General features: G+C 74.5%; 18 protein-coding genes. 4 read left to right on the top strand and 14 right to left on the bottom strand.

What is annotated here, in order from left to right; all coding sequences use genetic code 11:
- Positions 1-277 precede the first annotated feature (277 nt).
- Positions 278-1,732, top strand: coding sequence for an ABC1 kinase family protein (locus ACFVXG_RS44860; RefSeq protein ID WP_387936297.1), 1,455 nt, complete (start codon positions 278-280; stop codon positions 1,730-1,732).
- Positions 1,733-1,866: 134 nt separating this feature from the next.
- Here the strand turns inward: ACFVXG_RS44860 and ACFVXG_RS44855 are convergent, their stop codons facing one another.
- From ACFVXG_RS44855 to ACFVXG_RS44840, 4 genes are all read right to left on the bottom strand, one after another.
- A complete protein-coding gene (locus ACFVXG_RS44855) occupies positions 1,867-2,268 on the bottom strand; it encodes a hypothetical protein (protein WP_387936296.1) in 402 nt (133 codons plus the stop codon).
- Complete coding sequence (locus ACFVXG_RS44850; protein WP_387936295.1) at positions 2,265-2,633, bottom strand: WhiB family transcriptional regulator; 369 nt, start codon at positions 2,631-2,633, stop codon at positions 2,265-2,267. The genes ACFVXG_RS44855 and ACFVXG_RS44850 overlap by 4 nt, the downstream gene beginning before the upstream one ends.
- A gap of 168 nt (positions 2,634-2,801) precedes the next feature.
- On the bottom strand, positions 2,802-3,260 hold the full coding sequence (locus ACFVXG_RS44845) for a hypothetical protein (protein WP_387936294.1): 459 nt from the start codon (positions 3,258-3,260) through the stop codon (positions 2,802-2,804).
- A gap of 292 nt (positions 3,261-3,552) precedes the next feature.
- Positions 3,553-5,721 (bottom strand): ATP-dependent DNA helicase UvrD2, encoded by a 2,169-nt coding sequence (locus ACFVXG_RS44840; RefSeq protein ID WP_387936298.1) that lies wholly within the window; start codon positions 5,719-5,721, stop codon positions 3,553-3,555.
- Between the two features lie 263 nt (positions 5,722-5,984).
- On the opposite strand from ACFVXG_RS44840, the gene ACFVXG_RS44835 reads away from it, so the two are divergent.
- Positions 5,985-6,242, top strand: a complete 258-nt coding sequence (locus tag ACFVXG_RS44835) for a mycoredoxin (protein WP_350506166.1) — start codon at positions 5,985-5,987, stop codon at positions 6,240-6,242.
- Positions 6,243-6,273: 31 nt separating this feature from the next.
- Here the strand turns inward: ACFVXG_RS44835 and ACFVXG_RS44830 are convergent, their stop codons facing one another.
- From ACFVXG_RS44830 to ACFVXG_RS44805, 6 genes are all read right to left on the bottom strand, one after another.
- A complete protein-coding gene (locus tag ACFVXG_RS44830) occupies positions 6,274-7,113 on the bottom strand; it encodes a GntR family transcriptional regulator (protein WP_387936293.1) in 840 nt (279 codons plus the stop codon).
- Between the two features lie 241 nt (positions 7,114-7,354).
- Positions 7,355-8,296, bottom strand: a complete 942-nt coding sequence (gene nudC, locus ACFVXG_RS44825; protein ID WP_387936292.1) for an NAD(+) diphosphatase — start codon at positions 8,294-8,296, stop codon at positions 7,355-7,357.
- A gap of 93 nt (positions 8,297-8,389) precedes the next feature.
- Complete coding sequence (locus tag ACFVXG_RS44820; protein ID WP_387936291.1) at positions 8,390-9,793, bottom strand: dipeptidase; 1,404 nt, start codon at positions 9,791-9,793, stop codon at positions 8,390-8,392.
- 133 nt (positions 9,794-9,926) lie between these two features.
- Positions 9,927-12,848 carry an FtsX-like permease family protein gene (locus ACFVXG_RS44815; protein ID WP_387936290.1) on the bottom strand — a complete coding sequence of 974 codons (2,922 nt, stop codon included), beginning with the start codon at positions 12,846-12,848 and terminating at the stop codon, positions 9,927-9,929.
- On the bottom strand, positions 12,845-13,609 hold the full coding sequence (locus ACFVXG_RS44810; protein ID WP_387936289.1) for an ABC transporter ATP-binding protein: 765 nt from the start codon (positions 13,607-13,609) through the stop codon (positions 12,845-12,847). Before ACFVXG_RS44810 ends, ACFVXG_RS44815 begins: the two co-directional genes overlap by 4 nt.
- Positions 13,610-13,684: 75 nt before the next feature.
- Positions 13,685-14,314: a PadR family transcriptional regulator gene (locus ACFVXG_RS44805; RefSeq protein WP_350506160.1), complete on the bottom strand. Its 630-nt coding sequence runs from the start codon at positions 14,312-14,314 to the stop codon at positions 13,685-13,687.
- A gap of 67 nt (positions 14,315-14,381) precedes the next feature.
- On the opposite strand from ACFVXG_RS44805, the gene ACFVXG_RS44800 reads away from it, so the two are divergent.
- Positions 14,382-15,365, top strand: coding sequence for an endonuclease/exonuclease/phosphatase family protein (locus tag ACFVXG_RS44800; RefSeq protein ID WP_387936288.1), 984 nt, complete (start codon positions 14,382-14,384; stop codon positions 15,363-15,365).
- Positions 15,366-15,378: 13 nt separating this feature from the next.
- On the opposite strand, the gene ACFVXG_RS44795 is transcribed toward ACFVXG_RS44800, so the two are convergent.
- The 4 genes from ACFVXG_RS44795 to ACFVXG_RS44780 all read right to left on the bottom strand — a co-directional run bounded on the left by ACFVXG_RS44795 (position 15,379) and on the right by ACFVXG_RS44780 (position 23,886).
- Positions 15,379-16,563 carry a PP2C family protein-serine/threonine phosphatase gene (locus tag ACFVXG_RS44795; RefSeq protein ID WP_387936287.1) on the bottom strand — a complete coding sequence of 395 codons (1,185 nt, stop codon included), beginning with the start codon at positions 16,561-16,563 and terminating at the stop codon, positions 15,379-15,381.
- A gap of 194 nt (positions 16,564-16,757) precedes the next feature.
- Positions 16,758-19,985, bottom strand: coding sequence for a UvrD-helicase domain-containing protein (locus ACFVXG_RS44790; protein ID WP_387936286.1), 3,228 nt, complete (start codon positions 19,983-19,985; stop codon positions 16,758-16,760).
- 56 nt (positions 19,986-20,041) lie between these two features.
- On the bottom strand, positions 20,042-23,389 hold the full coding sequence (locus ACFVXG_RS44785; RefSeq protein WP_387936285.1) for an ATP-dependent helicase: 3,348 nt from the start codon (positions 23,387-23,389) through the stop codon (positions 20,042-20,044).
- A 119-nt stretch (positions 23,390-23,508) separates the two neighbouring features.
- Positions 23,509-23,886: an MGMT family protein gene (locus ACFVXG_RS44780; protein ID WP_387936284.1), complete on the bottom strand. Its 378-nt coding sequence runs from the start codon at positions 23,884-23,886 to the stop codon at positions 23,509-23,511.
- Between the two features lie 134 nt (positions 23,887-24,020).
- On the opposite strand from ACFVXG_RS44780, the gene ACFVXG_RS44775 reads away from it, so the two are divergent.
- Complete coding sequence (locus ACFVXG_RS44775) at positions 24,021-26,768, top strand: flippase-like domain-containing protein (protein WP_387936283.1); 2,748 nt, start codon at positions 24,021-24,023, stop codon at positions 26,766-26,768.
- Positions 26,769-26,814 lie beyond the last annotated feature (46 nt).

Genomic DNA, 26,814 nt, shown 5'->3' with positions numbered 1-26,814 from the left:
CGCCCTGCCTGGGGGCAGGGCGCGGGCCGGGAGAAGCGGGAGCCGCTGTTCCGAGGGACGGGGCGAACACGGGAGGTGGGTGGGCGGGCGGCGGGTGAGGTGGGAGGAGGAGGGTGGGTGGGGGCGGGGGGAGGGGGCGGGCCCCGGAGGTGTCGATGAACCGGGGCCCCGAAGGGACCCCGCGAAATACCGCCGGACGCAGCCCCGGAAGCGGGCACAATGGCCTAGTGATGGTGGGCCCGTCCGGTGTCGGGGGGCCAGGGGAATGGAGGCCCGGGTGAGCGATCTTCCGCGCAAGGCAGTGACCCGCACGGCACGGCTCGCCGCCCTGCCGCTGGGGATAGCCGGTCGCGCCACGCTCGGACTGGGCAGGCGCATCGGCGGCCGGTCCGCCGAGGTGGTGACGGCCGAGCTCCAGCAGGCCACCGCCGACCAGCTGTTCAAGGTGCTGGGCGAGCTCAAGGGCGGGGCGATGAAGTTCGGGCAGGTGCTGTCCGTCTTCGAGGCCGCGCTGCCCGAGGAGGTCGCCGGGCCGTACCGGGCGGCGCTCACCAAGCTGCAGGACGCCGCTCCCCCGATGCCCGCCGCCAAGGTGCACACCGCGCTCGCCGAGCGGCTCGGGGAGGGCTGGCGCGAGCTGTTCCTGGAGTTCGACGACCGCCCGGCGGCGGCCGCCTCGATCGGCCAGGTGCACCGCGCGGTCTGGCACGACGGCAGACGGGTCGCGGTCAAGGTGCAGTACCCGGGTGCGGGCGACGCCCTGCTCGCCGACCTCTCCCAGCTCTCCCGGGTGGCCTGGCTGCTGGGCCCGCTGATTCCCGGGCTGGACATCAAGCCGCTGATCACCGAGCTGCGCGAGCGCGTCTCGGAGGAGCTGGACTACGAGCTGGAGGCGCAGGCCCAGCGCCGGCACGCCGAGGAGTTCGCGGGCGACCCGGACATCGTGGTGCCGGTCGTGGTGGCGCAGGCCGACCAGGTGCTGATCACCGAGTGGATGGACGGCACCCCGCTGTCCGAGGTGATCGCGAACGGCACCCAGGAGGAGCGCGACCGCGCCGGGCAGCTGCTGGCCCGGTTCCTGTTCGCCGGCCCGTCCCGGACGGGGCTGCTGCACGCGGACCCGCACCCGGGCAATTTCCGGCTACTGAAGGACGACGGCCCGGTCGAGGGCTGGCGGCTGGGCGTGCTGGACTTCGGCACGGTGGACCGGCTGCCGGGCGGCCTGCCCGCGCCGATCGGGGCCTCGCTGCGGATGGCGCTGGATGGGGACGCGGCGGGCGTGCTCAAGATGCTGCGCGACGAGGGCTTCGTGAAGCCCTCGATCCAGCTGGACCCGGACGCGGTGCTGGACTACCTGGTGCCGATCATCGAGCCGGCGGCGGTGGACAGCTTCCACTTCACCCGGGTCTGGATGCGCGCCCAGGCGGCCCGGATCGCCGATCCGCGCTCGCCCGCCTACAACCTGGGCAAGCAGCTGAACCTGCCGCCCTCGTACCTGCTGATCCACCGGGTGACGCTGAGCACCATCGGGGTGCTGTGTCAGCTGGGTGCCAAGGCGCCGTTCCGCGCCGAGATGCTGGAGTGGCTGCCCGAGTTCTCCGGTGAGCGACCCGCACGATCGAGCAAGCCGGCCAAGGCCGCGAAGCCCGCCACGGCGACCAAGGCGACCGCACCCGCAACCGACCCCGCACCCGCGAAGCGCTCCAAGCCCGCCAAGCCCGCCCGCCCCTGAGACGACGGCCCGACGGGCCACCGCCCGGGGCAACCGCCCCGACAACGGCCGCAGGCCGCTCCCCGCGAACGGGGGCGGCCTGCGGCACGACGGGGGTCAGTCGGATCGGCGGCGAACCGCCGGAGTCCGGCGCGCTACATCAGCGCGACGGCGAGCGCCTTACGGGCGCGCAGAGAGGCCCGCTCGGCCCGCTGCCGGAGCCTGCGGGCCCGGGCGACCCGGGTGACGAGACGTTGTTCCTCGGCCTCGTGGAGCCTGTCTTGCATATGGGCTCGGGCCAGGGATTCATGCAGGAGTTGCATTTCGAGGGTCCTGTTCTGGATCTGAAGTTCGGTGGTCTGCTCGGCGCGGACGGTCGGATCGATGGCGGCGGGGGTCATGTGGTGGTCCTGCTCGTGGTGCGTGCTCGGAAATGGGACGGTGCGGGCTGCTGCGTCGGCCTTGGCGGCGGCGATCCGTACGGACCGGCGGAGGGCGCTGTCCAGCGGGGGCTGCTCTCCCCGGCGGACTGCCCTGGCTTCGAGGGCGGGGTTCACGCCATGACCTCGGTCTTGCGCGGACGCCCACGCGGCCGCTTGCGGGCCACGACGACACCCTGGACGAACAGCTCGCCGCCCCAGACGCCCCACGGCTCACGCCGCTCCAGGGCGCCCGCGAGGCAGGTCTCCTTCACCGGGCAGGTGCCGCAGAGGGACTTCGCGTACTCGACGTCGGCGGGCGTCTCGGCGAAGAAGACCTCGGGGTCGAAGGCGCGGCACGGGATGGGGAGACCGAGCGCCTCGGCCTGCTCGATCGAGTTGAGCTGCATGAACGGAACCTCCGGAGGGTCGGCCTGGTCGGCCTTGGTGATCTGGCTTGTCGGCGGTACGGACGGGATGGGCGGCGTGATGACCGTGGACACTGTGGGCGTCTTCCTCGTCTTCTCAGTGGTTCCGACCCAGGGGACTGGTGGTGCTGGGCCGGAGGCCCCGGAGGGCCTGGGTGGTCTTGCGTACCGGACAAAACAGAAGGGCCGCGGATCCCGGTGTGACGGGTTCCGCGGCCCTGGAGGTGCCGACCTGAGGCTGACTCAGGTTCGTTCTCTCCAGGGTTCAGGCCCGCGGAAGGCCCGCATCCGGATGGCCTGGGCCCCGATAAAGGCGGCCTTGGCCTGGTTGATCTGCTGCTCGTTCTGCTTCTGGGCGTTTCCGGCACCGATGACCCGCGCATAGCCGCCATGCATGGCGGCGGCTACGGCCGCCTTCGGTGCCTGGGTCGGTCGCTCATCGCACTCGGAGCGCGACGTACCGACCAGTGCCCAGTCACGGGACAGACCGGTCTCGACGACGATGCCTTCGACACTCCTGCCGCCCGCGGGGCACAGATCAGTGTGTCCAAGACCACTGACAGCGGAGGCGACGGAGACACCGGTGGTGTCGAGACCCAGACCGGTTCCACCGAGCTCGGCGAGCGCCCGCAGACGGGCGGCACGCAGGGAGGCAGCGACAACGGTCTGGCCAGTCATTTTGGTGATCATGATGTTTCCCACTGTCTTCGCCTCCTCTCGGCGTCTCGCGGAGCCTGGTTCCCCTGGCTCCGAATGTTCGGATGTCTGTCTCGGTGAAGCTGGTGAAGCTGCGTGGCCAGGGGAATCGGCACAGGTTTCACCCCGTGCGACCTCGTCCCCTTGACCGCTCCGGCAGGCTATTGCGCTCGCGGTACGCCGCGCAAACTATTTTTCACGCGAGTTCACGCGACGCCATCGACGGCGCGGTCCGCGCGACGTTCCGCGGCGGTTGCGAAGTCCCCCGAGCAGTCCCCTGGACCGCGCCCGTGCCGGCTCACGCCGGATCGACCGGACCGTCGTCCTCGACGCCGTCCGGATCCCCCTCGGGCTCCTCCCCCGCACACAACGAGAGCACGGCGGCCCCGTACTTGTCCAGCTTCATGGCACCGACCCCCGAGATCAGGGCCAGTTCCTGCCGGTTCGCGGGCACGTCCTCGGCGATCGCCATCAGGGTCGCGTCGGTGAACACCACGTACGCCGGGACGCCCTGTTCCTTCGCCTGCGCGGCCCGCCACTCGCGCAGCCGTTCGTACAGCGCCTCGTCCATCGTGGACGGGCAGTCCTCGCAGCGGCGCAGCTTGCGTTCGACCGCGTCGGTGAGCGGCTTGTCGCAGACCCGGCACTTGACCGGGCCGCGGACCCGCCGGGCGGCCGAGCGCTCGCCGGCCTCGACGCTCCCCCGCCCGCCGCGCGCGCCGCCGCGTGCGCCCGGGGCGGTGGAGCCGGGCCGCAGCCCGTCCATGAAGCGGCTGGGCTTGCGGGAGGCGCGGCCGCCCGGGGAGCGGGAGAGGGCCCAGGAGAGGCTGAGGTGCTTGCGGGCGCGGGTGACGCCGACGTAGAGGAGGCGGCGCTCCTCCTCGATCTGTTCGTCGGTCTTGGCGTAGATGATCGGCAGGGTGCCCTCGGTGAGGCCGACCAGGAAGACGGCGTCCCATTCGAGGCCCTTGGCGGCGTGCAGGGAGGCGAGGGTGACGCCCTCGACGGCGGGGGCGTGCTGGGCGGCGGCGCGGGCGTCGAGTTCGGCGACGTAGGCGGCGAGGTCGGTGCCCAGGCCCTCGGCGGTGCGGGTGCGCTCGAACTCCTCGGCGAGCCGGACGAGGGCGGCGAGGGACTCCCAGCGGTCGCGCACGGCGCCGGAGCCGGCGGGCGGCTCGGGGGTGAAGCCGCGGCTGGCGAGGACGGCGCGGACCTGGCCGGCCAGGTCGGGGGCGCCGGCGGTGAGCGGGTCGGCGGCGGCGCGGGCGGCGCCGCGCAGCAGGACGCCGGCGTCCCGGACCTCGGGCCGTTCGAAGAACCGTTCGGCGCCCTTGAGCTGGTAGGGGACGCCGAGGTCGGCGAGGGCCTGCTCGTAGACCTCGGACTGGCCGTTGGTGCGGAACAGGACGGCGATCTCGCTGGCGCGCACGCCGGCGGCGATGAGGTCCTTGATCCGGCGGGCGGTGGTCTCGGCCTCGGTCGGCTCGTCCTCGTACTCGGTGTAGACGGGTTCGGGGCCGGCCTCGCGCTGGGAGACGAGTTCGAGGCGGTGGCGGGCGGCCTCGCCGCGGGCCTGGGAGAGCAGTCCGTTGGCGAGGTGGACGACCTGGGGGGTGGAGCGGTAGTCGCGGACCAGCTTGACCACGGTGGCCTGGGGGTGGCGGCTGCGGAAGTTGAGCAGGTAGTCCGGGGTGGCGCCGGTGAAGGAGTAGATGGTCTGGCTGGCGTCGCCGACGACGCACAGGCTGGCGCCGCCGTCCTCGCCGGTCCACCGGTCGAGCAGGCGCTGCTGGAGCGGGGAGACGTCCTGGTACTCGTCGACGGTGAAGTGCCGGTACTGGCTGCGGACCTGGTCGGCGATGTCGGGGCGGTCCTCCAGGATGGCCGCGGTGAGCAGCAGCACGTCCTCGAAGTCGATGTTGCCGCGGCGGGTCTTGGTCTCCTCGTAGACGCGGTAGACCTGGGCGGTCTCGGCCGGGTCGCGGGGGGCCTCGCGGCCGGACTTGGCGACGGCGGCCGGGTAGTCCTCGGGGGCGGTCTGGGTGACCTTGGCCCATTCGATCTCGGCGGTGAGGTCGCGCAGTTCGGTGCGCTGGACGCGCAGTCCGCAGCGGCCGGCGGCCTCGGCGACGAGCTGGACCTTGCGTTCGAGCAGCTGGGGCACCGGGCCGCCGACGGCGCGGGGCCAGAAGTACTGGAGCTGGCGCAGGGCGGCGGCGTGGAAGGTGCGGGCCTGGACGCCTTCGGCGCCGAGCTGGCGCAGCCGGCCGCGCATCTCGCCGGCGGCGCGGGCGGTGAAGGTGACGGCGAGGACCTGCTGGGGCTGGTAGACGCCGCTGCGCACGCCGTAGGCGATGCGGTGGGTGATGGCGCGGGTCTTGCCGGTGCCGGCGCCGGCCAGGACGCAGACGGGGCCGTGCAGGGCGGTGGCGACGGCGCGCTGTTCGGGGTCGAGCCCGGCGAGCACGGCGTCGGGGCCCGTGGCGGCGCCGGGGTCGGCCCAGGGGGAGCCCTGGGGGCCGTCGTAGGGGCTGCCGCTCAAGAGGTCTTCCTGCATGCGTTCCATCCTCTCAGCCCGGTGGGACAACGGGGACGGGGTTGTCCACAGGCCCGGTGCGATCGCAGGATGATCGCTCCGCCCCCGTGCGACGTGGGGCCGGAATGACGGCCGCGCGGTGGACGTTGCGGCTGTGAGAACGTACGAACCCCTCTTTCGAAGGAGCCCCCTCGATGTCCGGCACCGTGACGATGTACAGCACGACCTGGTGTGGTTACTGCAACCGACTCAAGAGCCAGCTGGACCGTGAAGGCATCGGCTACACCGAGATCAACATCGAGGAGGACCCGGCGTCGGCGGCGTTCGTCGAGTCGGTGAACGGCGGCAACCAGACGGTGCCGACGGTGCTGGTCCAGCCGGTGGGCGGCGGCGAGCAGGTCGTGATGACCAACCCGAGCCTGATCCAGGTCAAGAAGGCCCTGGCGGCCTGATCCGTCCGGTTCCGCCCGGGGGCGGCGCGCGTCACCGCGCGTCGGCCCGGGCGGGGTCGACGGGGGCGGCGGGGGCGGGCAGGCTGGTGCGCGCGCCGAGGTCGCCGATGCCGTAGACGAGCCGGCTGCGGTCGGCGGAGTAGCGGGTCTCGATGACCCGGACGGGGCCGCGCCGGTCGTAGGTGACCCGGGTCTGGACCATCAGCGGGACGCCGGGGCCGCCCTGGAACCACTGGGCCTCCTCGGGGCCGGGCATCCGGGCGACGAGGTGGTCGACGGCGCCGATCTCGGTGCGGCCGAGGGTGGCGAGGACGGCCTCGTCGCCGCCTTCGACGGGGTCGGGTTCCATCAGCGGGGTGCCGGCGGCGAGTCCGGCCCGGTAGTGGCTCTCCTCGATGGAGTAGGGCTCGCGGTCGAGCAGGCGCAGCTGGCGGCGGACGACGATGGCCTCGCCGGGGCGCAGTCCGAGGCGTTCGGCGATGTCGACCCGGGCCCGGACGATCATCATCTCGAAGTCGGTGCTGAGTTCGCGCCCGGCTTCGTCGGCTTCGCCGAGGTAGACGGCGGAGGGTGCGGCGAGGCAGTCGCGCGGCACGGGGGCGAGGGTGGGTCCGTAGGCGCGGTGGTCGAGCACGGGGTGTTCGCGCAGGTAGGTGCCCTTGCCCTGGAGGCGGACGAGCCGGCCTTCGTTGACGAGGACGTCGACGGCGAGGCGGACGGTGTTGCGGGCGACGCCGTACTGGCGTTCCAGTTCGCTCTCGACCGGGAGCGCCGCGGCGGCGGTGAACTCGCCCTCGGCGATCCGGCGGCGCAGGTCGGCGGCGAGGCGCTGGTATTTGGGGGATTGGGCGGTGCCCCGGGGGATTGTCACCCGAGTGAATGTAGCGAGCGCGGTGACGCGGTTTCAGCCGTTTCCGGCAATGTCGTCCGCGCGGGTTGACGGTGGGGGCTCCGAAGTGTCCTGCGGTAGCAGAACTGGCCCGTCCGGTTACGAACAGCCGGTGGTGGTGGATTCGGGAAGGGCTTGGAAAGGAAATCGGGGGCGCGCGGCATAAGCCACGCGCCCCCCCATCCCCGACTCATCCCCGGGCGTCCGGGGAATTCGTACAGGATTACCAGCGCGCCGCCGAGGGCAGCGGCTCGCCGTACCAGAGTTCGACCAGGTGGCGGGCGATCGAGATGCCGGACGGCGGCAGGATCTCCCCGGCCTCCATCCCGGCCCGCAGCTCCTCCCGGGAGAACCAGCGCGCCTCGGCCAGCTCCTCGCCGTCCACGGTGATGTCGGTGCCGCCGGGCAGCGCCTTGCCGGTGAAGCCGAGCATCAGGCTGGACGGGAACGGCCAGGGCTGGCTGGCGACGTAGCGGACCTCGCCGACCCGCACCCCCGCCTCCTCGTGCACCTCGCGGGCCACCGCCTGCTCGATCGACTCCCCCGGCTCGACGAAGCCGGCCAGCGTGGACCAGCGGCCCTCCGGCCACAGCGCCTGGCGGCCGAGCAGGCAGCGGTCCTGCTCGTCGGTGATCACCATGATCACCGCCGGGTCGGTGCGCGGGTAGTGCTCGGCCGCGCAGGAGGTGCAGCGCCGCACGTGCCCGGCGCCGGCCTTCTCGGTGGGGTGGCCGCAGCGCGAGCAGAAGCTGTGCAGCCGGTGCCAGTGCTCCAGGGCGACGGCGTGCACCAGCAGGCCGGCGTCGCGGTCGGACAGCATCGCGCCGACCTCGCGCAGCCCGGCCGGGCGGGCGTCGCCGTCCAGCCGGCCGGGCAGGCTCTCGCCGGCCAGCGCGAAGTAGGAGACGCCGTCCTCGTCGGTGCCGAGGAAGTAGCGGTCCCCGGTCTGCGGCGCCTCGAAGGAGGGCAGCAGGACGAGCTCGGTGCCCTCGGCGGTGTCGACGACGAAGGCCTCGCCGCCGGCGATCGGCAGCACCCGGGTGGCGGGGTGGCTCCAGGCGGCGGCGAGCCAGGGCTCGTCGAACCGGTGCTCGGCGGCCCGCTCCACCCCGGCCCTGGCCAGGGCCAGGGCTCGCGGGCGCTCGGTATCAGGCTCGGTGCTCACGTCGTTCCATCCCCACGTGGTGAATCATCCGGATGAGTGATCTGACTGCCGTTCCGCGCGCGGCCGCTCGGGAACCCGCCCCGCCGTGCTCGCTCACGCGCCGGGCCGGAAGTTCTCGGCCAGGTCGCCCCACAGGTAGGCGGCGGTCTCGACGCCCTTGGCCAGCAGGTCCAGCTCGACCTTCTCGTTGACCGAGTGCCAGCCGTCCGAGGGCACCGAGATGCCGAGGAACAGCACCGGCGCGCCCAGCACGTCCTGGAGGTCGGCGGCGGGGCCGGAGCCGCCCTCGCGGGTGAAGAGGATCTTCTGCCCGAAGGCGCGGCCCATCGCGCGGACGGTGGACTGCAGCGCCGGGTGGTCCAGCGGGGTCAGGCAGGGCCGGGTCGCGCCGGGGAAGACCAGCTCGTACCGGATGCCCTCGGGGACCTGTTCGGCGATCCAGGACCGGACCGCCTCCCGGACCTTCTCCACCTCCTGCCCGGCGACCAGCCGGAAGGACAGCTTGAGGTGCGCCGAGGACGGCACGATGGTCTTGCCGCCGGGGCCGGTGTAGCCGCCCCAGATGCCGTTGACCTCGGCGGTGGGGCGGGCCCAGACCCGCTCCAGGGTGGAGTACCCGGCCTCGCCGCGGGTGCCGTACGACTTGGCGACGCGCAGCCACTGCGCCTCGTCGAAGGGCAGTTCGGCGAACAGCTCGCGCTCGCGCTCGGTCAGCTCCACGACCCCGTCGTAGAAGCCCGGGACCGCGACCTTGCGGTCGGCGTCGTGCAGGGCGGCGGCCAGCTCGGCCGCGACCTGGGCCGGGTTGGGGACGGCGCCGCCGAAGGAGCCGGAGTGGATGTCGGTGTCCGGGCCGTACAGGTCGAGCTGGGCGTCGGCCAGGCCCCGCATGCCGGTGCACACCGTCGGGGTGGTCTCGGACCACATGCCGGTGTCGGAGATGACCACCACGTCGGCGGCCAGCCGCCCGGCCTCGCGCCGGACCAGGTCGGCGAAGTGCGGCGAGCCGGACTCCTCCTCGCCCTCGATCAGCAGCTTGAGGTTGACGGCCGGCGCGGTGCGCCCGGTGGCGGCGAGGTGGGCGCGCACCCCCAGGGTGTGGAAGAAGACCTGGCCCTTGTCGTCGGCCGCGCCGCGCGCGTACAGCCGCCGGCCGACGACGGTCGGGGTGAACGGCTCGGTGTCCCAGCCGTCCTCCTTCGCGGCGGGCTGCACGTCGTGGTGCCCGTAGACCAGGACGGTCGGCGCGGATTCGTCCCCGGACGGCCATTCGGCGAACACCGCCGGCAGCCCGTCGGTCTCCCACACCTCGGCCACCGGGAAGCCGGTGTCGCGCAGCTTGGCGGCCAGCCAGTCCGCGGAGCGGCGCACGTCGCCGGCGCGCTCCGGGTCGGCGGAGACCGAGGGGATCGCCAGCCACTCGGAGAGGTCGGCGAGGAAGGCGGCCTGGTGCTGGTCGATGTAGGAGCGGACGGCGCTGTCCGGGGTTCTCGTCATACCGACGACTGTAGTTCGCCCGTGCGGGTGCCCGCCCCGGCCCTCCGGGTGCCGGACGCCGTCGGGCCTGTAACCTCCGTCACCCCCGCCGCCGGGAAGGGCGGACGGGGGTGGCGGGAGCCGGGCCCGGGCCTCAGCCGGTGCGGCGCAGCAGCGAGATCCGCGAGCGGGTGAGGACCGCGGCCAGCGCGGCCGCGAGCAGCGGCAGCACCAGGACGGTGGCGGCGACGGTGGGCCAGGGGAAGACCACGGACGCCTTGTCGGCGATCTCCTGGGGGCTCATCCCGGGGTAGGTGGTCGCGAGGGCCTGGACCTTGCGCAGGGCCACGGCCGGCAGCACGCCGCAGACCGTGCCGAGCAGGGTGCCCATGGCGGCGATCACCCCGCACTGGAAGCCGGAGAGCGAGCGCCGGATGCGCGGTTCGGCGCCGACCGCGGCGAGGGTGGTCAGGTCGCGCTGGGAGTCGGCGGCGGCCAGTCCGGTGGCGATGCCGGCGGCGCCGAGGGCGACCAGGGCGGCGAAGCCGGACAGCCCGAGGCCGATCAGCCCGGCCCGGGACTGGTAGCCGCGCTCGACCGAGAACTCGCTGTGCTCGCTGACCTTGGAGAGCGCGCCGCCGGCCTTCTGCTCGGCGGCGTCGGTGGGCGCTTCGGCGGGCAGCCAGACCGAGCCGGCCGGGCTGGTGCCGAGGCCGAGCCGGGTGGCGGTCTCCGGGCTGATCACGGCCTGGCCGTGGGCCGGGACGGTGGCCGGCGCGAGGACGGCGTCGACGGCGTGGTCGGTGCGCAGGGGCGTGGCCATGGTGGTGCCGCCCGGGGTGTTGTAGTCGACCGGCTCGGTGGTCTGGATGACGACCTTGCCGTCCTTGATGTACCGCGGGTCGAAGACGACGGCCTTGCCGGCCGCGAGGGCCTGCCCGGCGGCGGGGTCGGTGACGCCGAAGAGGTTGCGCAGCAGGGTGGGGTCGCCGGCCGTGAGGGAGCTGAAGTGGTTGCCGCCGCGTTCGTGGATCTGGCAGCGCGGGTCGGAGCTGGTGATCCGGTCCATCTCCGCGCTGCTGAGCCTGGTGTCGCTGTCGTAGGCGGGGCAGCGCAGCTCCTTGGGGAGGTCGACCCGGACGTAGCCGCAGGGCTGGCCGCCCGAGCAGTCGCCCTTGTAGTTGACCCGGGCGACGTCGGCGCGCGGGCCGATGTTCGGCATGGCGCGTTCCAGGGTGTCGCGCAGCTGGGGGAGCAGCTTGGCGTCGTTGGCGCTCATCCAGCCGCCGAGCATGACGGCTCCGGCGGGGCCGGAGGCGACGTACTCGCGGCGCTGCTGGTCCTCGTAGCTGGCGAGGTAGATGCTGACCGCGACGGAGCCGGCGACGGCGGCCATGACGGCGGCGACGGCGGGTGCGGTGCGGCCGCGGTGGCGGACGGAGTCGCGCAGGGCGAGCCGGGGGCCGAGCGAGAGCCAGCGGCCGAGCTTGCCGAACAGGCCGACCAAGTACGGGGTGAGGGCGACCATGCCGAGTTCGGCGACGGCGGAGCCGCCGAGGACGGCGATGCTGCGGCTGACGAAGCCGCTGGTGGCGCCGAGCAGGGCGAGGGCGGTGCCGCCGGCGAGCATCAGCAGGCCGAGCAGGGCGAGTTTGCGGCTCGGCGGCTTGAGCGAGTCACGGCCGGTGAGCGCGGAGACGACGTCCTGGCGGGAGGCCTGGACGGCGGGGACGACGGCGGCGAGCAGCCCGGTGACCAGGCCGACCAGGAGCACGCCGAGCAGGTCGAGCGGCTGCAGGTTGAAGTGGCCGAAGCGCTGGCCGGCGTAGTCCTCGGCCTGGGTGCGCAGCAGGGCGACCAGGCCGACGCCGAGGGCCAGGCCGATGGCGGCGCCGGTGACGCCGAGGACGATGCCGCCGCCGAGGACGACGGCGCGGACGTTGGCGCGGTCACCGCCGGCCGCGGCGAGCAGGCCGAGCTGCCGCCGGGAGCGCCGGGCCCCGACGGCGAAGGCGGGGCCCGCGAGGAGCACGATCTCCAGCAGGGCCATGCCGGCGACGGTGCCGAGGATGACGACGGAGGTGCGGTCGAAGAAGGCGGTGGCTCCGAAGCCGCCGCGCTTGTCCATGTCGGCGTAGTACGGGACGTCGGCGCGGGCGGGCGGGTCGAGCAGGACGGCGCGGGAGGCGACGGTGAAGCCGTAGCCGTTGAGTTCGGTGACCTTGGCCCAGTCGAGGCCGGTGCCGGCGGGGAGCTTGACCAGCCAGCGGGTGGCGTCGTCGGGGGCCTTGGCCCGGTCGGCGGCGGAGGCCGGGCCGCTGGTCCGGGCCGCGGCCGACGCCGGGTCCTGGGCGGCGGCGGAGGCGCCGGCGAGCGGTGCGACCAGGGTGCCGGGCCGGGCGATGAGTTCGGTGGCCTTGAGGTCGCCGGGGAACTCGACGGTGGCGGTGATGGTGAAGGGGGTGGACTCCAGTCCGCGCACGGTGGTGCGGTCGCCCAGTTTCAGGCCGGAGCGGTTGAGGAACTCGCGGGTGACGGCGGCCTCGTGGTCGTTCGCGGGTGCGCGGCCCTGGACGAGGTCGACCCGGCCGTGCCAGACCGGGTCGGTCAGGTCGGCTTCGCTGGTCTGGGTGGTGAGCAGGCCCTCGGTGCTGGTGGCCGCGGTGCTGGGGCCGGTGCGTTCGGGCACCAGGGTGCTGCCGGGCGGGAGCACCTGCTGGACCAGCTTGGCGGGTTCGGTGTCGAGGGAGCGCTGCTGGGCGGGGTTGTAGACGGGGGCGGCGCCGTCCTTGGCCTGGTACTTGGGGCTGTCGACCATGACGCCGTCGTCGGGGTTGGGGGCCTGTTTGACGGTGGCGCCGCGTTCGCTCAGGCCGATCTCGGCGCCGGCCTGGCCCATGATCCGCACGACCCGTTCGGCGGGTTGGAGGGTGGAGCTGCGGTAGAACACGTCGGCGCCGGTGACGCCGAGGACGGGCAGGGCGACCATCGCGACGACGAGGGCGCTGCGGCCCTTGGCGCGCAGGGCGTCGCGGCGGGCGATGCGCAGGGCGACCCGCCAGGCGCTGAGCTTCACTCGTCCACCTTCGCGCTGTTGGTGGCGGCGCTGACGAGCAGGCTGGCGGCGTCCTGGCTGACGGACTCGTCGACCATGCGGCCGTCGCGCAGGAAGACGACGCGGTCGGCCCAGGCGGCGTGCCGGGCCTCGTGGGTGACCATCATGGCGGCGGCGCCGGCGTCGCAGCGGGCGCGCAGCACGGCGAGGACGGCTTCGCCGGTGGTGGAGTCGAGGGCGCCGGTGGGTTCGTCGGCGAGGACGAGGCGGCGGTCGCCGATCAGGGCGCGGGCGATGGCGACGCGCTGCTGCTGGCCGCCGGACATGTCGTCGGGGAAGCGGTCGGCGAGTTCGGGGATGCCGAGCTCCTCCAGGGCGGCGAGGGCCTCGCGGCGGGCGGCGCGGGCGGACAGGCCGTCGAGTTCGCGCGGCAGCGAGATGTTCTCGGCGGCGGTGAGCGCCGGTATCAGGTTGTAGTCCTGGAAGACGTAGCCGACGGAGCGGCGGCGGACCTGGGCGAGCTTCTTGCGGGTGAGCCCGCCGAGGCCGACGCCCTCGACCAGGACCTGTCCGGTGGTCGGGGTGTCGAGGCCGCCGGCGAGGGTGAGCAGGGTGGACTTGCCGGAGCCGGAGGGGCCCATGACGGCGACGAACTCGCCGGGGTGGACCTTGAGGTCGACGCCGCGCAGGGCCTGGACCTCGGCGGCGCCCTGGCCGTGGACTCGGGTGACGTTCTCCAGGTGCAGCACCGGTGTCTGCCGGGGCTGTTGGGTGTGGGACACGGTTCCCCCCTTGTGCTGGGTACGGGTGGGGCGCCCCGGGGGGCGCCGGCCGGTTTCGAGTGGCTGGGGCGCGCCTCAGGCGCGGGTGCGGCGGCCGAGCCGCTTGGGTTTCGCGGCGCCGTCGCGGGCGGCTTCGGCGGCGCGGGCCTGCAGGAGTTCGGCCTGCTGGGCGAGCCGGGTCTCGCAGTGGTCGAGCCAGCGGATCTCGGCCTCGGTCTGGAAGATCAGCTGGTCGAGGACGAGCAGCCAGGCGAGTTCGTTGCTCTCGGAGGGCACGACGCCGGGTCTGGCCTCGCCCGCCAGGGCGCGGCCCTTGAGCCGGGTGTAGTCCTGGAGGGCCTTGATGCTGTGCCGGCGCTGGCCCTGGACGACGGCGGAGACGTCGACCCCGGGGACGGTCACGGCCATCGCGAGCTTGATCGCCAGCTCGTCGCGCGGGGGGTTGGTCCGGGGCACCGGGGTGTCGAACCAGGCCCGCAGTTCGGTGCGGCCGGCGTCGGTGACGGCGTAGAACTGGTGGCCCTCCTCGTCCTCCCCGGCGGCCTCGACCAGGCCGTCACGCTCCAGTCGGGACAGGGTGGTGTAGACCTGTCCGACGTTGAGCGGCCAGGTGGCGCCGGTGCGCGCCTCGAACTCGGTGCGCAGCTGGTAGCCGTAGCGGGGGCCCTGGTCGAGCAGGGCGAGCAGACCGTGGCGGATGGACATACTGAGTATGTATACCCGGTATGCCCTACGGCCTCAAGCCGCGCCCCCTCCGGTACCGTCGTGCGGTGTGAGCCAGTTGCGCATCGCCACCTTCAACCTGTTGCACGGTCAGCCGCTCGCCCCGGACGGCTCGCCGCTGCCCTACCCGGCCGACGCGGGCGCCCCGTTGGCGCAGGCGGTGGCCGCGCTGGACGCCGACGTGCTGGCCCTCCAGGAGGTGGACCGGCACCAGGCCCGCTCCGGCGGCACCGACCAGACGGCGGTCGCGGCCGCGGCGATGGGCGCGGGCGACTGGCGCTTCGCCGCCGCCCTGCACGGACGCCCGGCCCCGGTGGCCGGCTGGGTGCCGGAGCCGTCCGGGCCGAACGGACTGCGGGTGTACGGGCCGGCCGAGGTCGGCGACGACGCCCCGCCCTCCTACGGGACGGCGCTGCTGACCCGGCTGCCGGTGCGGCACTGGCGGGCCCGGCGCTTCGCCCCGGCCCCGTTCGGGCTGCCGCTGCGGGTGGCCGGGCGGCGCGGGCTGACCCCGGTGCCGGACGAGCCCCGGGCGGCGCTGGCGGCCGTGCTGGAGGGCGAGCGCGGGCCGTTCACGGTGGTCGCCGCCCACCTGTCCTTCGTGCCGGGCTGGAACATGGCGCAGCTGGCCGGGATCCGGCGCTGGATCGCCGACCTGCCGCAGCCGTACCTGGTGCTGGGCGACTTCAACCTGATCGGCGCGGTGCCGCGCACGGTGCTCGGCGGGGCGACGGCACTGGAGCGCACCGCGCCGCGGGCGCGGGTGCGGGAGCTGCGGGCGGCCCGGCGGGCCCGGCCCGCGCTGGGCACCGCGCTGGGCACCCCGCGACGGCGGCGGGTGCGCGAACCGCGGGCCCGGCTGCAGGGCTGGTACGACCTGGCCCGCACGCCGACCTATCCGGCGCACCGCCCTGCGGTGCAGTTCGACCACGTGCTGGCGGTCGGCGTGCCGCGCGCGGCCGTGGGCCCGGCGGCGGCACCGCACGCCGGGGTGTCGGACCACCGGCCGCTGCTGGTCCGGGTGTCGCTCTAGGGCCTGTCCGGCTTCAACGCTTGATCAGGACGCCCGCCTGCTGCGGCAGGTGGGCGAGGGCGGGCGGGGTCGGGTCGTACTGCAGGAGCAGCATGGCCGCGTCGTCGCCGAGTTGGCGGCCGACGTGGCGCACCACGTCCTCGTGCAGGCGCTGCAGGACGTCGGCCGGGCGGCCGTCGGCGCAGCGCGGGAAGCGCTCGGCGAGCGGGTAGAAGGCGCCGGAGCGGTCGCGGGCCTCGATCACCCCGTCGGTGAACAGCAGCACCCGGTCGCCGGCCAGCAGCGGGACCCTGTGCACCGGGGGGCGGACGTCGGCCGGGTCGAGGACACCCAGCGGCGGTACGGTCTCGGCGAGTTCGAGCGGGTGGACCAGGCCGCCGCGCAGCAGCAGCGGCGAGGGGTGGCCGCAGTTGACGAGTTCGGCGGTGCCGTCCGGTCCGACCCCGATCAGGACGAGGGTGACGAACTCCTCCTCCACCCCGGGGTGGTCGTTCTCGTGCAGGGCCCGGTCGAGGCTGACGGCCAGCCAGCCGGCCACCCGGTCGAGGGCGGGCTCCTGGTGGGCGGCCTCGCGGAAGGCGCCGAGGACGGCGGCGGCGGTCTCGACCGCGCCGAGGCCCTTGCCGCGCACGTCGCCGACCACGGCCCGTACGCCGTGCCGGGTGTTGACGACCTCGTACAGGTCGCCGCCGATCCGGGCGTGGGCGGCGGCGGCCTCGTAGTGGACGGCGGCGCGCACGCTGCCGACCCGTTCGGGGACCGGCCGCAGCAGCACCCGGCGGGCGATCGAGGCGACCAACTGGGCGTCGGCCAGGGCGCGTTCCTGGCGCAGTCGCAGCGTGGCGCTGACCCAGCCGATCGTGGCGACCAGCAGGATCGCGATGACGCTGGCGGCGTGCACGGACTGGCCGAGCGCGTCGCTGCGGAAGGCCATCAGGAAGGCCGCCGCCTCGGTGCCCAGGCCGATGAGCAGCGGGTACCAGGTGCGGTGGCTGACCACGGCGGCCAGTGCGGGTACGGCGGTGAGGGCGGGTTCGACCGTCACCTCGGTGCCGCTGAGGTAGTCGAGGACGACGATCAGCGCCATGCCGAGGAAGGGCAGCGCGAGCGCCGTCCTCGGCCAGGTGCCGGTCGCGCCCGGAGCGGGTCCCGGGGTCGGCCCGGTGAACCGCTCTCTGATCCATCCGGTCGCGCTCAACTTCGGTCTCTCCAGCAGAAGACGCCGATGCCCGTGGGCACCTGCGGCGATGACTGAGGGTCAGGGAATGCGGGCCTCGTCGGCGGCCGGAGTACGGGGGTTGACCGGTTACCGACCCCACAATAGGCGCGAAACGTGCACGACGCACAGGTTTCGGACGTCGGCGCGATGACTCGGGTGCTCTGCGTGACTCATTAGTCACTGTTCCCGATCAGGAGCCGTTCCAACTCTTTTCGGTCGGGAAGTCCTTCCGGACGGACGATCCGTCCGCTGCGGACGTACAGGAACGACGCCGTGACCAGCTCGGGATCAACGCCCGCCTGCTCCGCCCAGGCGAGCCGGTAGACCGCGAGCTGCAGCGGGTCGGCGGTCTCCTCCCGGTGGGTCTTCCAGTCCACCACTTCGTAGCGTGACGCACCACCGGATTCCGACACCCCGTCACCGTCCCGGTAGACCGCGTCGATCCGGCCGCGCACCACCCGCCCCGCCAGCACCAGTTGGAACGGCGCCTCGACCCGGTGCGGCCGGCGCTGCGCGTACGGGGTGCGCAGGAACGCCTCCTTGAGCCGCTCCAGGTCCTGCTCGTCCTCGATGCCGTCGTCGTCGGCGCCGGGCAGCGCGCCGGGCTCGATCAGCAGCAGCGGCTCGATCCGGGACTGCACCCAGGCGTGGAAGCGGGTGCCGCGCCGGGCGGCGGGCTGCGGGGGGCGGGGCATCGGGCGGGCCAGCTCGTGCGCGAAGCCGTCCGGGTCGGCGGCCAGGCGCAGCAGCTGGGTGGCGGACAGCGCGGGCGGCAGCGGCACCTCGCGGGCGGTGCGCCGGGAGCGCTCCAACTCCCCCAGCAGCGCGGTCAGGTCGCGGTCCCAGGAGGCGACCTGGCGCTGGTCCTCGACGGCCATCGGCTCGGGCTCGGGGGCCGACGCCCCAGCCAGGCGGGTGCGCACCACCTCGGCGACCCGGCGGCGGGCGTGCTGGGCGGCCGGGTCCAGCGGCAGCGGCCAGGGGCGCTCGACGGCGGCGGTCAGCGCCGGGTTCTGGGCTCCCTTCTCCGGCTGCTCGGCCCAGTGCTCGACCTCGCCGGCGCCGGGCTGCTCGCAGTGCGCGCGCAGCTGCTCCAGGAACGCGGACGGGCCGCGGACGGTCTTCTGGCTCGGCCCCCACCAGTGCCCGGAGGCCAGCAGCAGCGAGCGGGGGCGGGTGAAGGCGACGTAGCCCAGCCGCAGCTCCTCGGTGCCGGAGTGCTCGGCCAGCTCCTTCTTGAACGCGGCCATCGACTTGGACGTCCAGCCGCCCCGCACGTCGGGCAGGGTCGCGGCGTCGCCGCGCAGGGCGTGCGGGAGCACCCGCTTGGTGCTGGTCCAGCGCTCGCGCGGGCTGCCGGAGGGAAACGCGCCCTTCACCAGGCCGGGGACGGCCACCACGTCCCACTCCAGGCCCTTGGACTTGTGCGCGGTGAGCACCTTCACGGTGTCCTCGCCGCCGGGCAGGCTGCTGTCCAGGCCGCGCTCGTACTCCTGGGCGGCGCGCAGGAAGCCGAGGAAGGCGGCCAGGCCAGGGTCGCCGTCCAGGTCGGCGAAGGAGGCGGCGACGTCCAGGAAGGCGTGCAGGCTCTCCCGCCGGCGGGCGGCCAGCGCCTGCGGGGAGGCGGCGAGTTCGACCTCCAGGCCGGTGACGGTGAGGACCCGGTGCAGCACGTCCATCAGCGGGTCGGCCAGCGAGCGGCGCAGCTCGCGCAGTTCGGCGGCGAGCCGGGCGAAGCGCACCCTGGCCTCGGCGGAGAACGGCAGCTCGTCGGGCTGGTCGCCCTCCGCGCCGGAGGAGGTGGTGAGGAAGGTCTCGACCGCGTCGGCCAGCGACACCACCTCGGTGGGGTCGGCCTCGGCGACGGCCGCGGCCAGCGCCTCCACGCCCTCGGGCCGCTCGGTGCGCACCAGGGCGGCGGCGCGGCGGCCGAGCAGGGCGAGGTCGCGCGGGCCGATCCGCCAGCGCGGGCCGATCAGCAGGCGCACCAGGGCGGCGTTGGCGGTCGGGTCCTGGAGCACCTCGCAGACCGCCACCAGGTCGGCCACCTCGGGCAGTTGCAGCAGCCCGCCGAGGCCGACCACCTCGACCGGGACCTCGCGGGCGACCAGCGCGGCGTGGATGTCGGGGAAGGCCGCGCCGCCCCGGCAGAGCACGGCGATCCGGCCGGGCGCGGTGCCGGTGCGCACCAGGTGGGCGATCGAGTCGGCGAGCCAGTCGACCTCCTCGGCGTGGGTGGGCAGCAGCGCGGCCCGCACGTAGCCGTCCTGTTCGGCGCCGGGCGCCGGGCGCAGCGCCTCCACGCCCTCGTGCATGGCGCGCAGCGGGGCGGCGAGTTCGTTGGCGAAGGCGAGCAGCCGGCCGCCGCTGCGGCGGTTCTCGCTGAGCGCGTAGCGGTCGGCGGGGCGGCCGTCGGCCTTCGGGAAGTGCCGGGGGAAGTCGTCGAGGTTGGCGACGGAGGCGCCGCGCCAGCCGTAGATGGCCTGGCAGGGGTCGCCGACGGCGGTCACCGGGTGGCCGCCCCCGGTGTTCCCGGGGCCGGCGCCGAACAGGCCGGCGAGCATCAGGCGCTGGGCGACGGAGGTGTCCTGGTACTCGTCCAGCAGGACGACCCGGTACTGGCCGCGGAGCAGTTCGCCGACCTCGGGGCGCTGCTGGGCGAGGCGGGCGGCGGCGGCTATCTGGTCGCCGAAGTCCATCAGCCCGGCACCCTGCTTGCGGCGGCGGTAGTCCTCGACCAGGCGCAGCAGTTCCAGCCGGGCACGGGCGGTGACGGGGACGGCCCGCAGGTCGTCGTTGCCGAGCTTGACGGTGGCGAGGGTGTCGAGCAGCCGCTCGTCGTGGGCGCGCAGGGCGGCGGGCTCGACCAGGTGCTCGGCGAGTTCGCCGTCCAGGGCGGTCAGGTCGGCGACGAGGTTGCTGAAGGTGCCGGTGAGGGCGGGGAAGGGGCCTCGGGCGGTGCGCAGCACCTTGGCGGCGAGCTGGAAGCGGGTGGCGTCGGCGAGCAGCCGCACGTCGGGCTCGATGCCGATCCGCAGGCCGTGCTCCTTGAGCAGGCGGCCGGCGAAGGCGTGGTAGGTGGAGATCTCGGGTTCGCCGAGCGGTTCGCCCTCGTCCCGGTCGGCGATACCGGCGCGGAGCAGGGCGGTGCGGACGCGTTCGGCGAGTTCGCCGGCGGCCTTGTTGGTGAAGGTGAGGCCGAGCACCTCCTCGGGCCGTACGGCGCCGGAGCCGACCAGCCAGACGACCCGGGCGGCCATCACGGTGGTCTTGCCGGAGCCGGCGCCGGCCACGATCACGGCCGGGGCCAGGGGGGCGCCGATGGCCGCCATCTGCTCCCGGTTGAACGGGATGCCCAGCAGCTCCTTGAGCTGGTCGGGATGGCTGAGCACGGCGGTCACCCCGCAACCGTAACCGGAGCGGCGGACAACCCGGGATCGGCCGCCCGCCTGACCTGCTACTCCACCAGCTGCGCGCCGTCGCGCTGGGCGGAGCAGCTGCGGCGGAAGGAGCAGCGGTCGCAGCCGCCGCCGGTCTGCGGGACGAAGCGCTCGGCGAGGACCTTGCCGGCGGCCTCGGCGAGCAGGTTCTCGATCCACGGCTCGCCCTCGGGCGGCTCCTGCCGCTGCACCTTGGGGGCGTCCGGGTCGGCCTTGGCGGCGGCCTCGCGCAGGTGGACGAGTTCGGCGCCGCCGGTGGCCGGGGGGTGCTCGGTGAAGCCGGGCAGCTCGTTGAGGGCGCCGGCCCGGACGGCGAGCTGGTAGACGGCGAGCTGCTTGTGGTCGGGCAGCGACTTGTCGGTGGGGATCTGCTTGCCGGTCTTGAAGTCGACCACGTAGGCGCGTCCGGCGTGGTCCTTCTCGACCCGGTCCATCGAGCCGCGGATGCGCACCGAGACGCCGCCGACGTCGAGGGTGACGTCGAAGCCGTGCTCAGTGGCGACCAGGGCGCGGCCGCGTTCCAGGACGTGCCAGTTGAGGAAGCGCTCCAGGGCGGTGCGGGCCTCGTTCTTCTCCTGGTGGGACTTCCAGGGGGCGTCGAAGGCGAGGGCGTCCCAGACGGTGTCCAGGCGGGCCATCAGGACGGCGAGGTCGGCGGGGGTGCGGCCGGAGCCGACCTCGTCGGCGAGGGCGTGCACCACGTTGCCGAAGCCCTGGGCGGCGGTGCCGGGGGCGCGGGCCTTGACCTCCTTGTCGAGGAACCACTGGAGCGAGCAGTTCTCCAGCTGTTCCAGGCCGCTGCCGGACAGCCGTACGGGCGCGTCGGCGCTGCGCAGCGGCTCGGCGGCGGCGGTGGCGTCGTCCAGGCCCCACCAGCGGTCGGGGTGGGCGGAGGGCACCAGCGGCAGCCCGTCCTCGTCGGTGGCGGCGGCCAGGGTGGCGAGGCGTTCGGCGGCGGCGCGGCGCAGTTCGGGCGAGCGGGCGGGGTCGACGGTGACGGCGCGCAGCTCGGCGACCAGGGCGGCCACCGACAGCGGGCGGCGCGGGCGGTGGGTGACGTCCTCGACGGTGACCGGCGGGGTGCGGCGCACCACCTTGCCGGTGCGCGGGTCGACGTCCTCGCGGTAGAGCTCGCGCAGGAAGCGGGAGGGTTCGTCGCCGTCGTCGGCGGGCGCCTTGACGGCGGTGACGATCAGCCGTTCCTTGGCGCGGGTGGCGGCGACGTAGAAGAGCCGGCGCTCCTCGCCGAGCAGGGCGGCCGGGGAGAGCGGTTCGGCGAGGCCGTCGCGGCCGATCCGGTCGGCCTCCAGCAGGGAGCCGCGGCGGCGCAGGTCGGGCCAGAGGCCGTCCTGGACGCCGGCGACGACGACCAGGCGCCACTCCAGGCCCTTGGAGCGGTGGGCGGTCATCAGCCGGACCGCCTCGGGGCGCACGGTGCGGACGGTGAGGGTGTCGGCGGCGATGTCCTGGGCTTCGAGTTCGGCGAGCAGGTCGAGGGCGCTGCGGTGGCCGGTGACCTGTTCCTCGGCGCGGGCGGCGGTCTCGAACAGGGCGCACAGCGCGTCCAGGTCGCGGTCGGCGTTGCGGCCGGCGGCGCCGCCGCGCAGGGCGGCGCGCTCCAGGCGTTCGCGCCAGCGGCGGCTGCCGTCCCACAGCTCCCAGAGGGCGTCCTCGGCGGTGCAGCCGCCGGCCAGCAGCTCGCGGACCTTGCGCAGCAGGGTGCCGAGGTCGCGGGCGCGGCGGGCGGTCGCCGGGTCGAGGGCGATCAGCCGCTCGGGTTCGGCGAGGGCCTCGCGGATCAGCTCGCCGGCCGGGCGCGGGGCTGCGGCGGGGAGGCCGTCGGCGCGGCTGTCGGCGCGCAGCGCGGCGCGTTCCTCCTCGCGCAGGGCGCGGCCCAGGCGGCGCAGGTCGGAGCCGTCGAGGCCGCCGAGCGGGCCGGTCAGCAGGGCGTGGGCCAGGTCCTCGGTGAGCGGGTCGGGGGTGTGCGGACCGGGGGTGTCGAGGAGCGCCTGCTTGTCGCGGGCGGCCTGCTCGGCGCAGACCCGCAGGGCGAGCAGCAGCTGGGCGACGGCCGGCTCCTCGCGCAGCGGCAGGTCGTCGCCGTCGATCTCCAGCGGGACGCCGGCCGCGCCGAGGGCCCGCCGCACGCCGGGGATGGAGCGGGCGCCGGCCCGGACCAGCACGGCCATCTCGCCCCAGGGCACGCCGTCCTCCAGGTGGGCGCGGCGCAGCAGGTCGGCGATCGAGTCGAGTTCGGCGCCGGGGGTGGGGTAGGTGTACACCTCGACCCGGCCGCCCTCGCGGGAGGGCAGCAGGGCGCGGTGCTGGGCGAGTTTGTCGGCGGGCAGCCGGCCCATCGGCATCCGGCGGGCGAGTTCGCGGGAGGCGGCGAGCAGCACGGCGCCGGAGCGGCGGGAGACCCGCAGCACCTTGACCTCGGCGGGGGTGCCATCGGGGCGGCGGAAGGCCTGCGGGAAGTCGAGGATGCCGTTGATGTCGGCGCCGCGGAAGGCGTAGATCGACTGGTCGGGGTCGCCGACGGCGACCAGGTCGCGGCCGCCCCCGGCGAGCTGGCGCAGCAGCCGGACCTGGGAGGGGTCGGTGTCCTGGTACTCGTCGACGAAGACGACCTCGTAGCGGCGGCGCAGCTCCTCGCCGACCTCGGGGCGTTCGGCGAGCAGCACGGCGCGGTGGACGAGTTCGGCGTAGTCGAGGACGCCGCGCAGGTCGAGCACGTCGAGGTAGTCGGCGAGGAAGTGCGCGGCGGCGGCCCAGTCGGGGCGCTGGACGCCCTGGGCGAAGCGTTCGAGTTCGTGCTCGCCGAGGCCGAGCTCGCGGCTGCGGGCGAGGACGGCGCGGACCTCGTCGGCGAAGCCGCGGGTGGTCAGGCAGGCGCGCAGGTCGAGCGGCCAGGCGATCCGGCCGCGGCCGTCGCGGGCGTCCTCGGCGCCGCCGGCCAGCAGTTCGCGGACCATGACGTCCTGCTCGGGGCCGGAGAGCAGCCGCAGCGGCTCGGCGTAGTCCTCCGGGTCCTGGTGGGCGCGCAGCAGGGCGTAGCAGAAGGAGTGGAAGGTGGTGGCCTGCGGGGCGGCGGCGGTGGAGCCGAGCCGGCCGGACATCCGGTCGCGCAGTTCGACGGCGGCCTTGCGGCTGAAGGTGAGGACGAGGATCTTCTCGGGGTCGGTGCCGTCCTGGATCCGCCGGGCGACGGCCTCGACCAGGGTGGTGGTCTTGCCCGTGCCCGGCCCGGCGAGGACGAGCAGCGGGCCGCCGGTGTGCTCGACCACGGCGCGCTGGTAGGCGTCCAGCACGGGCGGGTCGGGCTGGACGAGCGGGTTGCGCACGAGCCGGTAGGGCGAACTCACGAACGGGTCCTGGGGTTGTACGGAGAGGCATGGCCGGGGCGGGGTCGCGGAGGGTCCTCGGAGGGGTCGCGGAGGGATCGCGGCGGGGCCGCCCGCATCGAGCCTACGATCCTGCCCCGTCAATCCCGTCCGCGCTCGGGGTTCGGTGAATTCTCCCGGCCGTCCCAGCGGGCCCGCTTGAGGTCGACCCGGGGCGGGTCGGCGAGTTCGCGCAGCGGGGTGCCCTCCTCGCCGTAGTGGGCGAGGGCGCGGTGCTCGTGCCCGGGCAGGAAGCGGCCGTCCGCGCGGATCACCCGCCACCAGGGCACCGAGCCGCCGTACAGGGCCATCACCCGGCCGACCTGCCGGGGGCCGCCCTGGCCGAGGTACTCGGCGACGTCGCCGTAGGTCATCACCCGGCCGGGTGGAATCCGCTCGGTCAGGTCGAGCACCAGTTCGGCGAACGGCGGTAGGGCGTCCGGGACGCCGTCGTCTGTTACGTCCGTCACCTGCGGCATTCTTCCTTACAGGGACGCGCGCGCGGCCCCGTACGAACGACCCGCCGCGCCCGATCCGGCCCCTGTCCAGCACGGGGGGCCGGGGCATGCCACCATCTTCGGGGCGGTGAGTGGTGATACGAGGACAAGACCAGATGACCGGGACGGCTGACGTGGGCGTGGACAGGGACTCCGACGAGTCCGGCTCCGTCGTGCCCCCGGCGCCCGGTGACGAGTCCGATGGGCGGCCCGGGAACGGGCCGACCCCGGAAGTCTCCCTGATCAAGGACCTGACGATCAAGACCCCCACGCCCGAGAAGGCCCCCGAACCCGCGGCCCAGCCGCCCGCCCGGACCCCGGCCGTACCCGCCCCGGCGGCACCGGCACCGCCGGCCGCGCGGACCGAGCACCACGACCCGCTGGACGACGCCCCGCACCTGGACGTCGACGAGCCGCTGCTCGCCGCCCGCGCGCACCGCCCGTCCGACCTGATCCGCTTCCTGGCCGGGGTCTTCGGGATAGTCGCGGTCTTCGTCCTGGCCGGCATCGCCACCTCGACGACCACCGGCATCGAGCAGGACATCGCCACCAACGCCCCGCACTTCTCCGCGGTGCTGTCCACCATCACCGGCCTGGTCTCCAGCGTCGCCGTGCTCGCCGTGCCGCTGGCCTTCGCCGTCGAGCGGCTGATCAAACGCGACGGCCTGCGGGTCGCCGACGGCGTGCTCGCCTCGGTGCTCGCGTACGGCGTCTCGCTGGGCATCGACTGGTGGGTCGCCGAGGGCGCCTCCGAGCACATCAGGACGGCGCTGACCCGGCTGCCGCTGGACAGCAACGGCAGCCTCACCGACCCGGTGCACGGCTACCTCGCCCCGGTGATCGCCTACATGACCGCCGTCGGCATGTCGAGCCGGCCGCGCTGGCGGGTGGCCCTGTGGGTGGTGGTCGTCTTCAGCGGGGTCACCGAGCTGCTCGGCGGCTACACCACCCCGCTGTCGCTGATGCTGACCGTGCTGATCGGCTGGTCCGTCGCCTACGGCACGCTGTACGCGATCGGCTCCCCCAACATCCGGCCCACCGGCCAGCACCTGATGATCGGCCTGCGCAAGGTCGGCTTCACCCCGGACGGCGCCCACCGCGCCCCGGACGCCCCCGGCGGCACCCGCCGCTACTACGTCACCCAGCAGGACGGCCCGCCGCTGGACGTCCACATCATCGACCGCGAGCAGCAGGCCTCCGGCTTCTTCTACCGGGCCTGGCGGCGGCTGCGGCTGCGCTCGGTCGCGGTGCGCCGCAGCCCCCAGTCGCTGCGCCAGGCGCTGGAGCAGGAGGCCCTGATCGCGTACGCGGCGGCCGCCTCGGGCGCCCGCGCGCCCCAGCTGGTGGCCACCTCCGAGCTGGGCCCGGACGCCGCGATCCTGGTGTACGAGAACGTCGAGGGCCTCACCCTGGACGAGCTCGCCGACGAGGAGGTCACCGACCGGGTGATGGCCTCGCTGTGGCAGTCGGTGGCCGCCCTGCACGAGCGCCGGATCGCCCACCGGCGGCTGACCGGCGAGTCGCTGCTGGTCGTCGACGACAAGACCGCCTGCCTGGTCAACCTGTCCGGCGGCGACATCGCCGCCACCGACCTGACCCTGCGCATCGACGTCGCCCAGCTGCTCACCACCTTCGCGCTGCGGATCGGCCCCGAGCGGGCCGTCGCCACCGCCAACGCGGTGCTCGGCGCGGACCGGGTCGCCCAGGCGCTGCCGCTGCTCCAGCCGGTCGGGATGAGCCGCTCCACCCGGGTCGACCTCGCCAAGCTCACCAAGGAGCGCAAGACCGCCGCCCGGGCCAAGGCCCTGGAGCAGGTCGCGGCCGGCGAGCGCACCCAGGAGCAGGCCGAGGAGGACATCGCGGCGGCCGGCGAGGACCTGCTCAGCCGCATCCGCGGCCAGATCCTGCAGATCGCCCCCGAGGCGCCGATGGAGCCGGCCAAGCTGGAGCGGCTGAAGCCGAAGAGCCTGATCATGGTGATCGCGCTCACCTTCGCCGCCTACCTGGCGCTGACCACCATCAAGCCGGCCCAGCTCAAGCTCTCCCAGATGAACTGGGCGTGGGCGGCGGCGGCCCTGCTGGCGGCCGCGTTCAGCTACGTCGCCGCCGCGATGAGCCTGACCGGCTTCGTCCCCGAGCGGCTGCCGTTCCGGCGCACCGTCGCGGCCCAGCTGGCCGGCTCCTTCGTGAAACTGGTCGCCCCGGCGGCGATCGGCGGCATCGCGCTCAACACCCGCTACCTGCAGAAGGCCGGGATCCGCCCGGGCCAGGCGGTCGCCTCGGTCGGCGCCTCCCAGCTGGCGGGCCTGGCCGGGCACCTGCTGCTGCTGTTCAGCTTCGGCCTGATCACCGGCAGCCAGACCAACGGCGACCTCTCCGCCTCCCGGGCGGTGATCATCGGGGTGCTGACCGCCGCCGTGCTCGCCCTGGTGGTGGCCGCGGTCGCACCGCTGCGCCGCTTCGTGCTGGGCCGGCTGCGCTCGCTGTTCTTCGGCGTGGTGCCGCGCATGCTCGACCTGATGCAGACGCCCAGCAAGCTGATCACCGGCTTCGGCGGCATCCTGCTGCTGACCCTGTCCTTCACCGCCTGTCTGGACTTCTCGGTGCAGGCCTTCGGCGGCGACGTCAGCTTCTCGGCCGTCGCGGTGGTCTTCCTGACCGCCAACGCGGCCGGCTCGGCGATCCCCACCCCGGGCGGCATCGGCCCGGTCGAGGTCGCCCTGATCGGCGCCCTGACCGTCGCGGACGTCTCCCCCGCGGTCGCCACCCCGGCGGTGTTCCTCTTCCGGGCGCTCACCTTCTGGCTGCCGGTGCTGCCGGGCTGGATCGCCTACAACGTGCTGCAGCGCAGGCACGCGCTCTGAGCGCGCCCGGACATACGGAGGAGGGCCCCACCGCTCGGCGGTGGGG

Source organism: Kitasatospora sp. NPDC058162 (genome assembly GCF_042884005.1).
Classification (GTDB): Bacteria; Actinomycetota; Actinomycetes; order Streptomycetales; family Streptomycetaceae; genus Kitasatospora.
The sequence above is the reverse complement of the archived record's forward strand: the minus strand, read 5'-3'. Positions and strand labels throughout refer to the sequence as shown.

Bases quoted from the DNA above. Each gene is read 5' to 3' on its own strand.
- ACFVXG_RS44835 (WP_350506166.1), top strand. From the start codon at position 5,985: ATGTCCGGCACCGTGACGATGTACAGCACGACCTGGTGTGGTTACTGC.
- ACFVXG_RS44820 (WP_387936291.1), bottom strand. From the start codon at position 9,793: ATGACGAGAACCCCGGACAGCGCCGTCCGCTCCTACATCGACCAGCAC.
- ACFVXG_RS44805 (WP_350506160.1), bottom strand. From the start codon at position 14,314: ATGTCCATCCGCCACGGTCTGCTCGCCCTGCTCGACCAGGGCCCCCGC.
- ACFVXG_RS44780 (WP_387936284.1), bottom strand. From the start codon at position 23,886: ATGCCGCAGGTGACGGACGTAACAGACGACGGCGTCCCGGACGCCCTA.
- ACFVXG_RS44775 (WP_387936283.1), top strand. From the start codon at position 24,021: ATGACCGGGACGGCTGACGTGGGCGTGGACAGGGACTCCGACGAGTCC.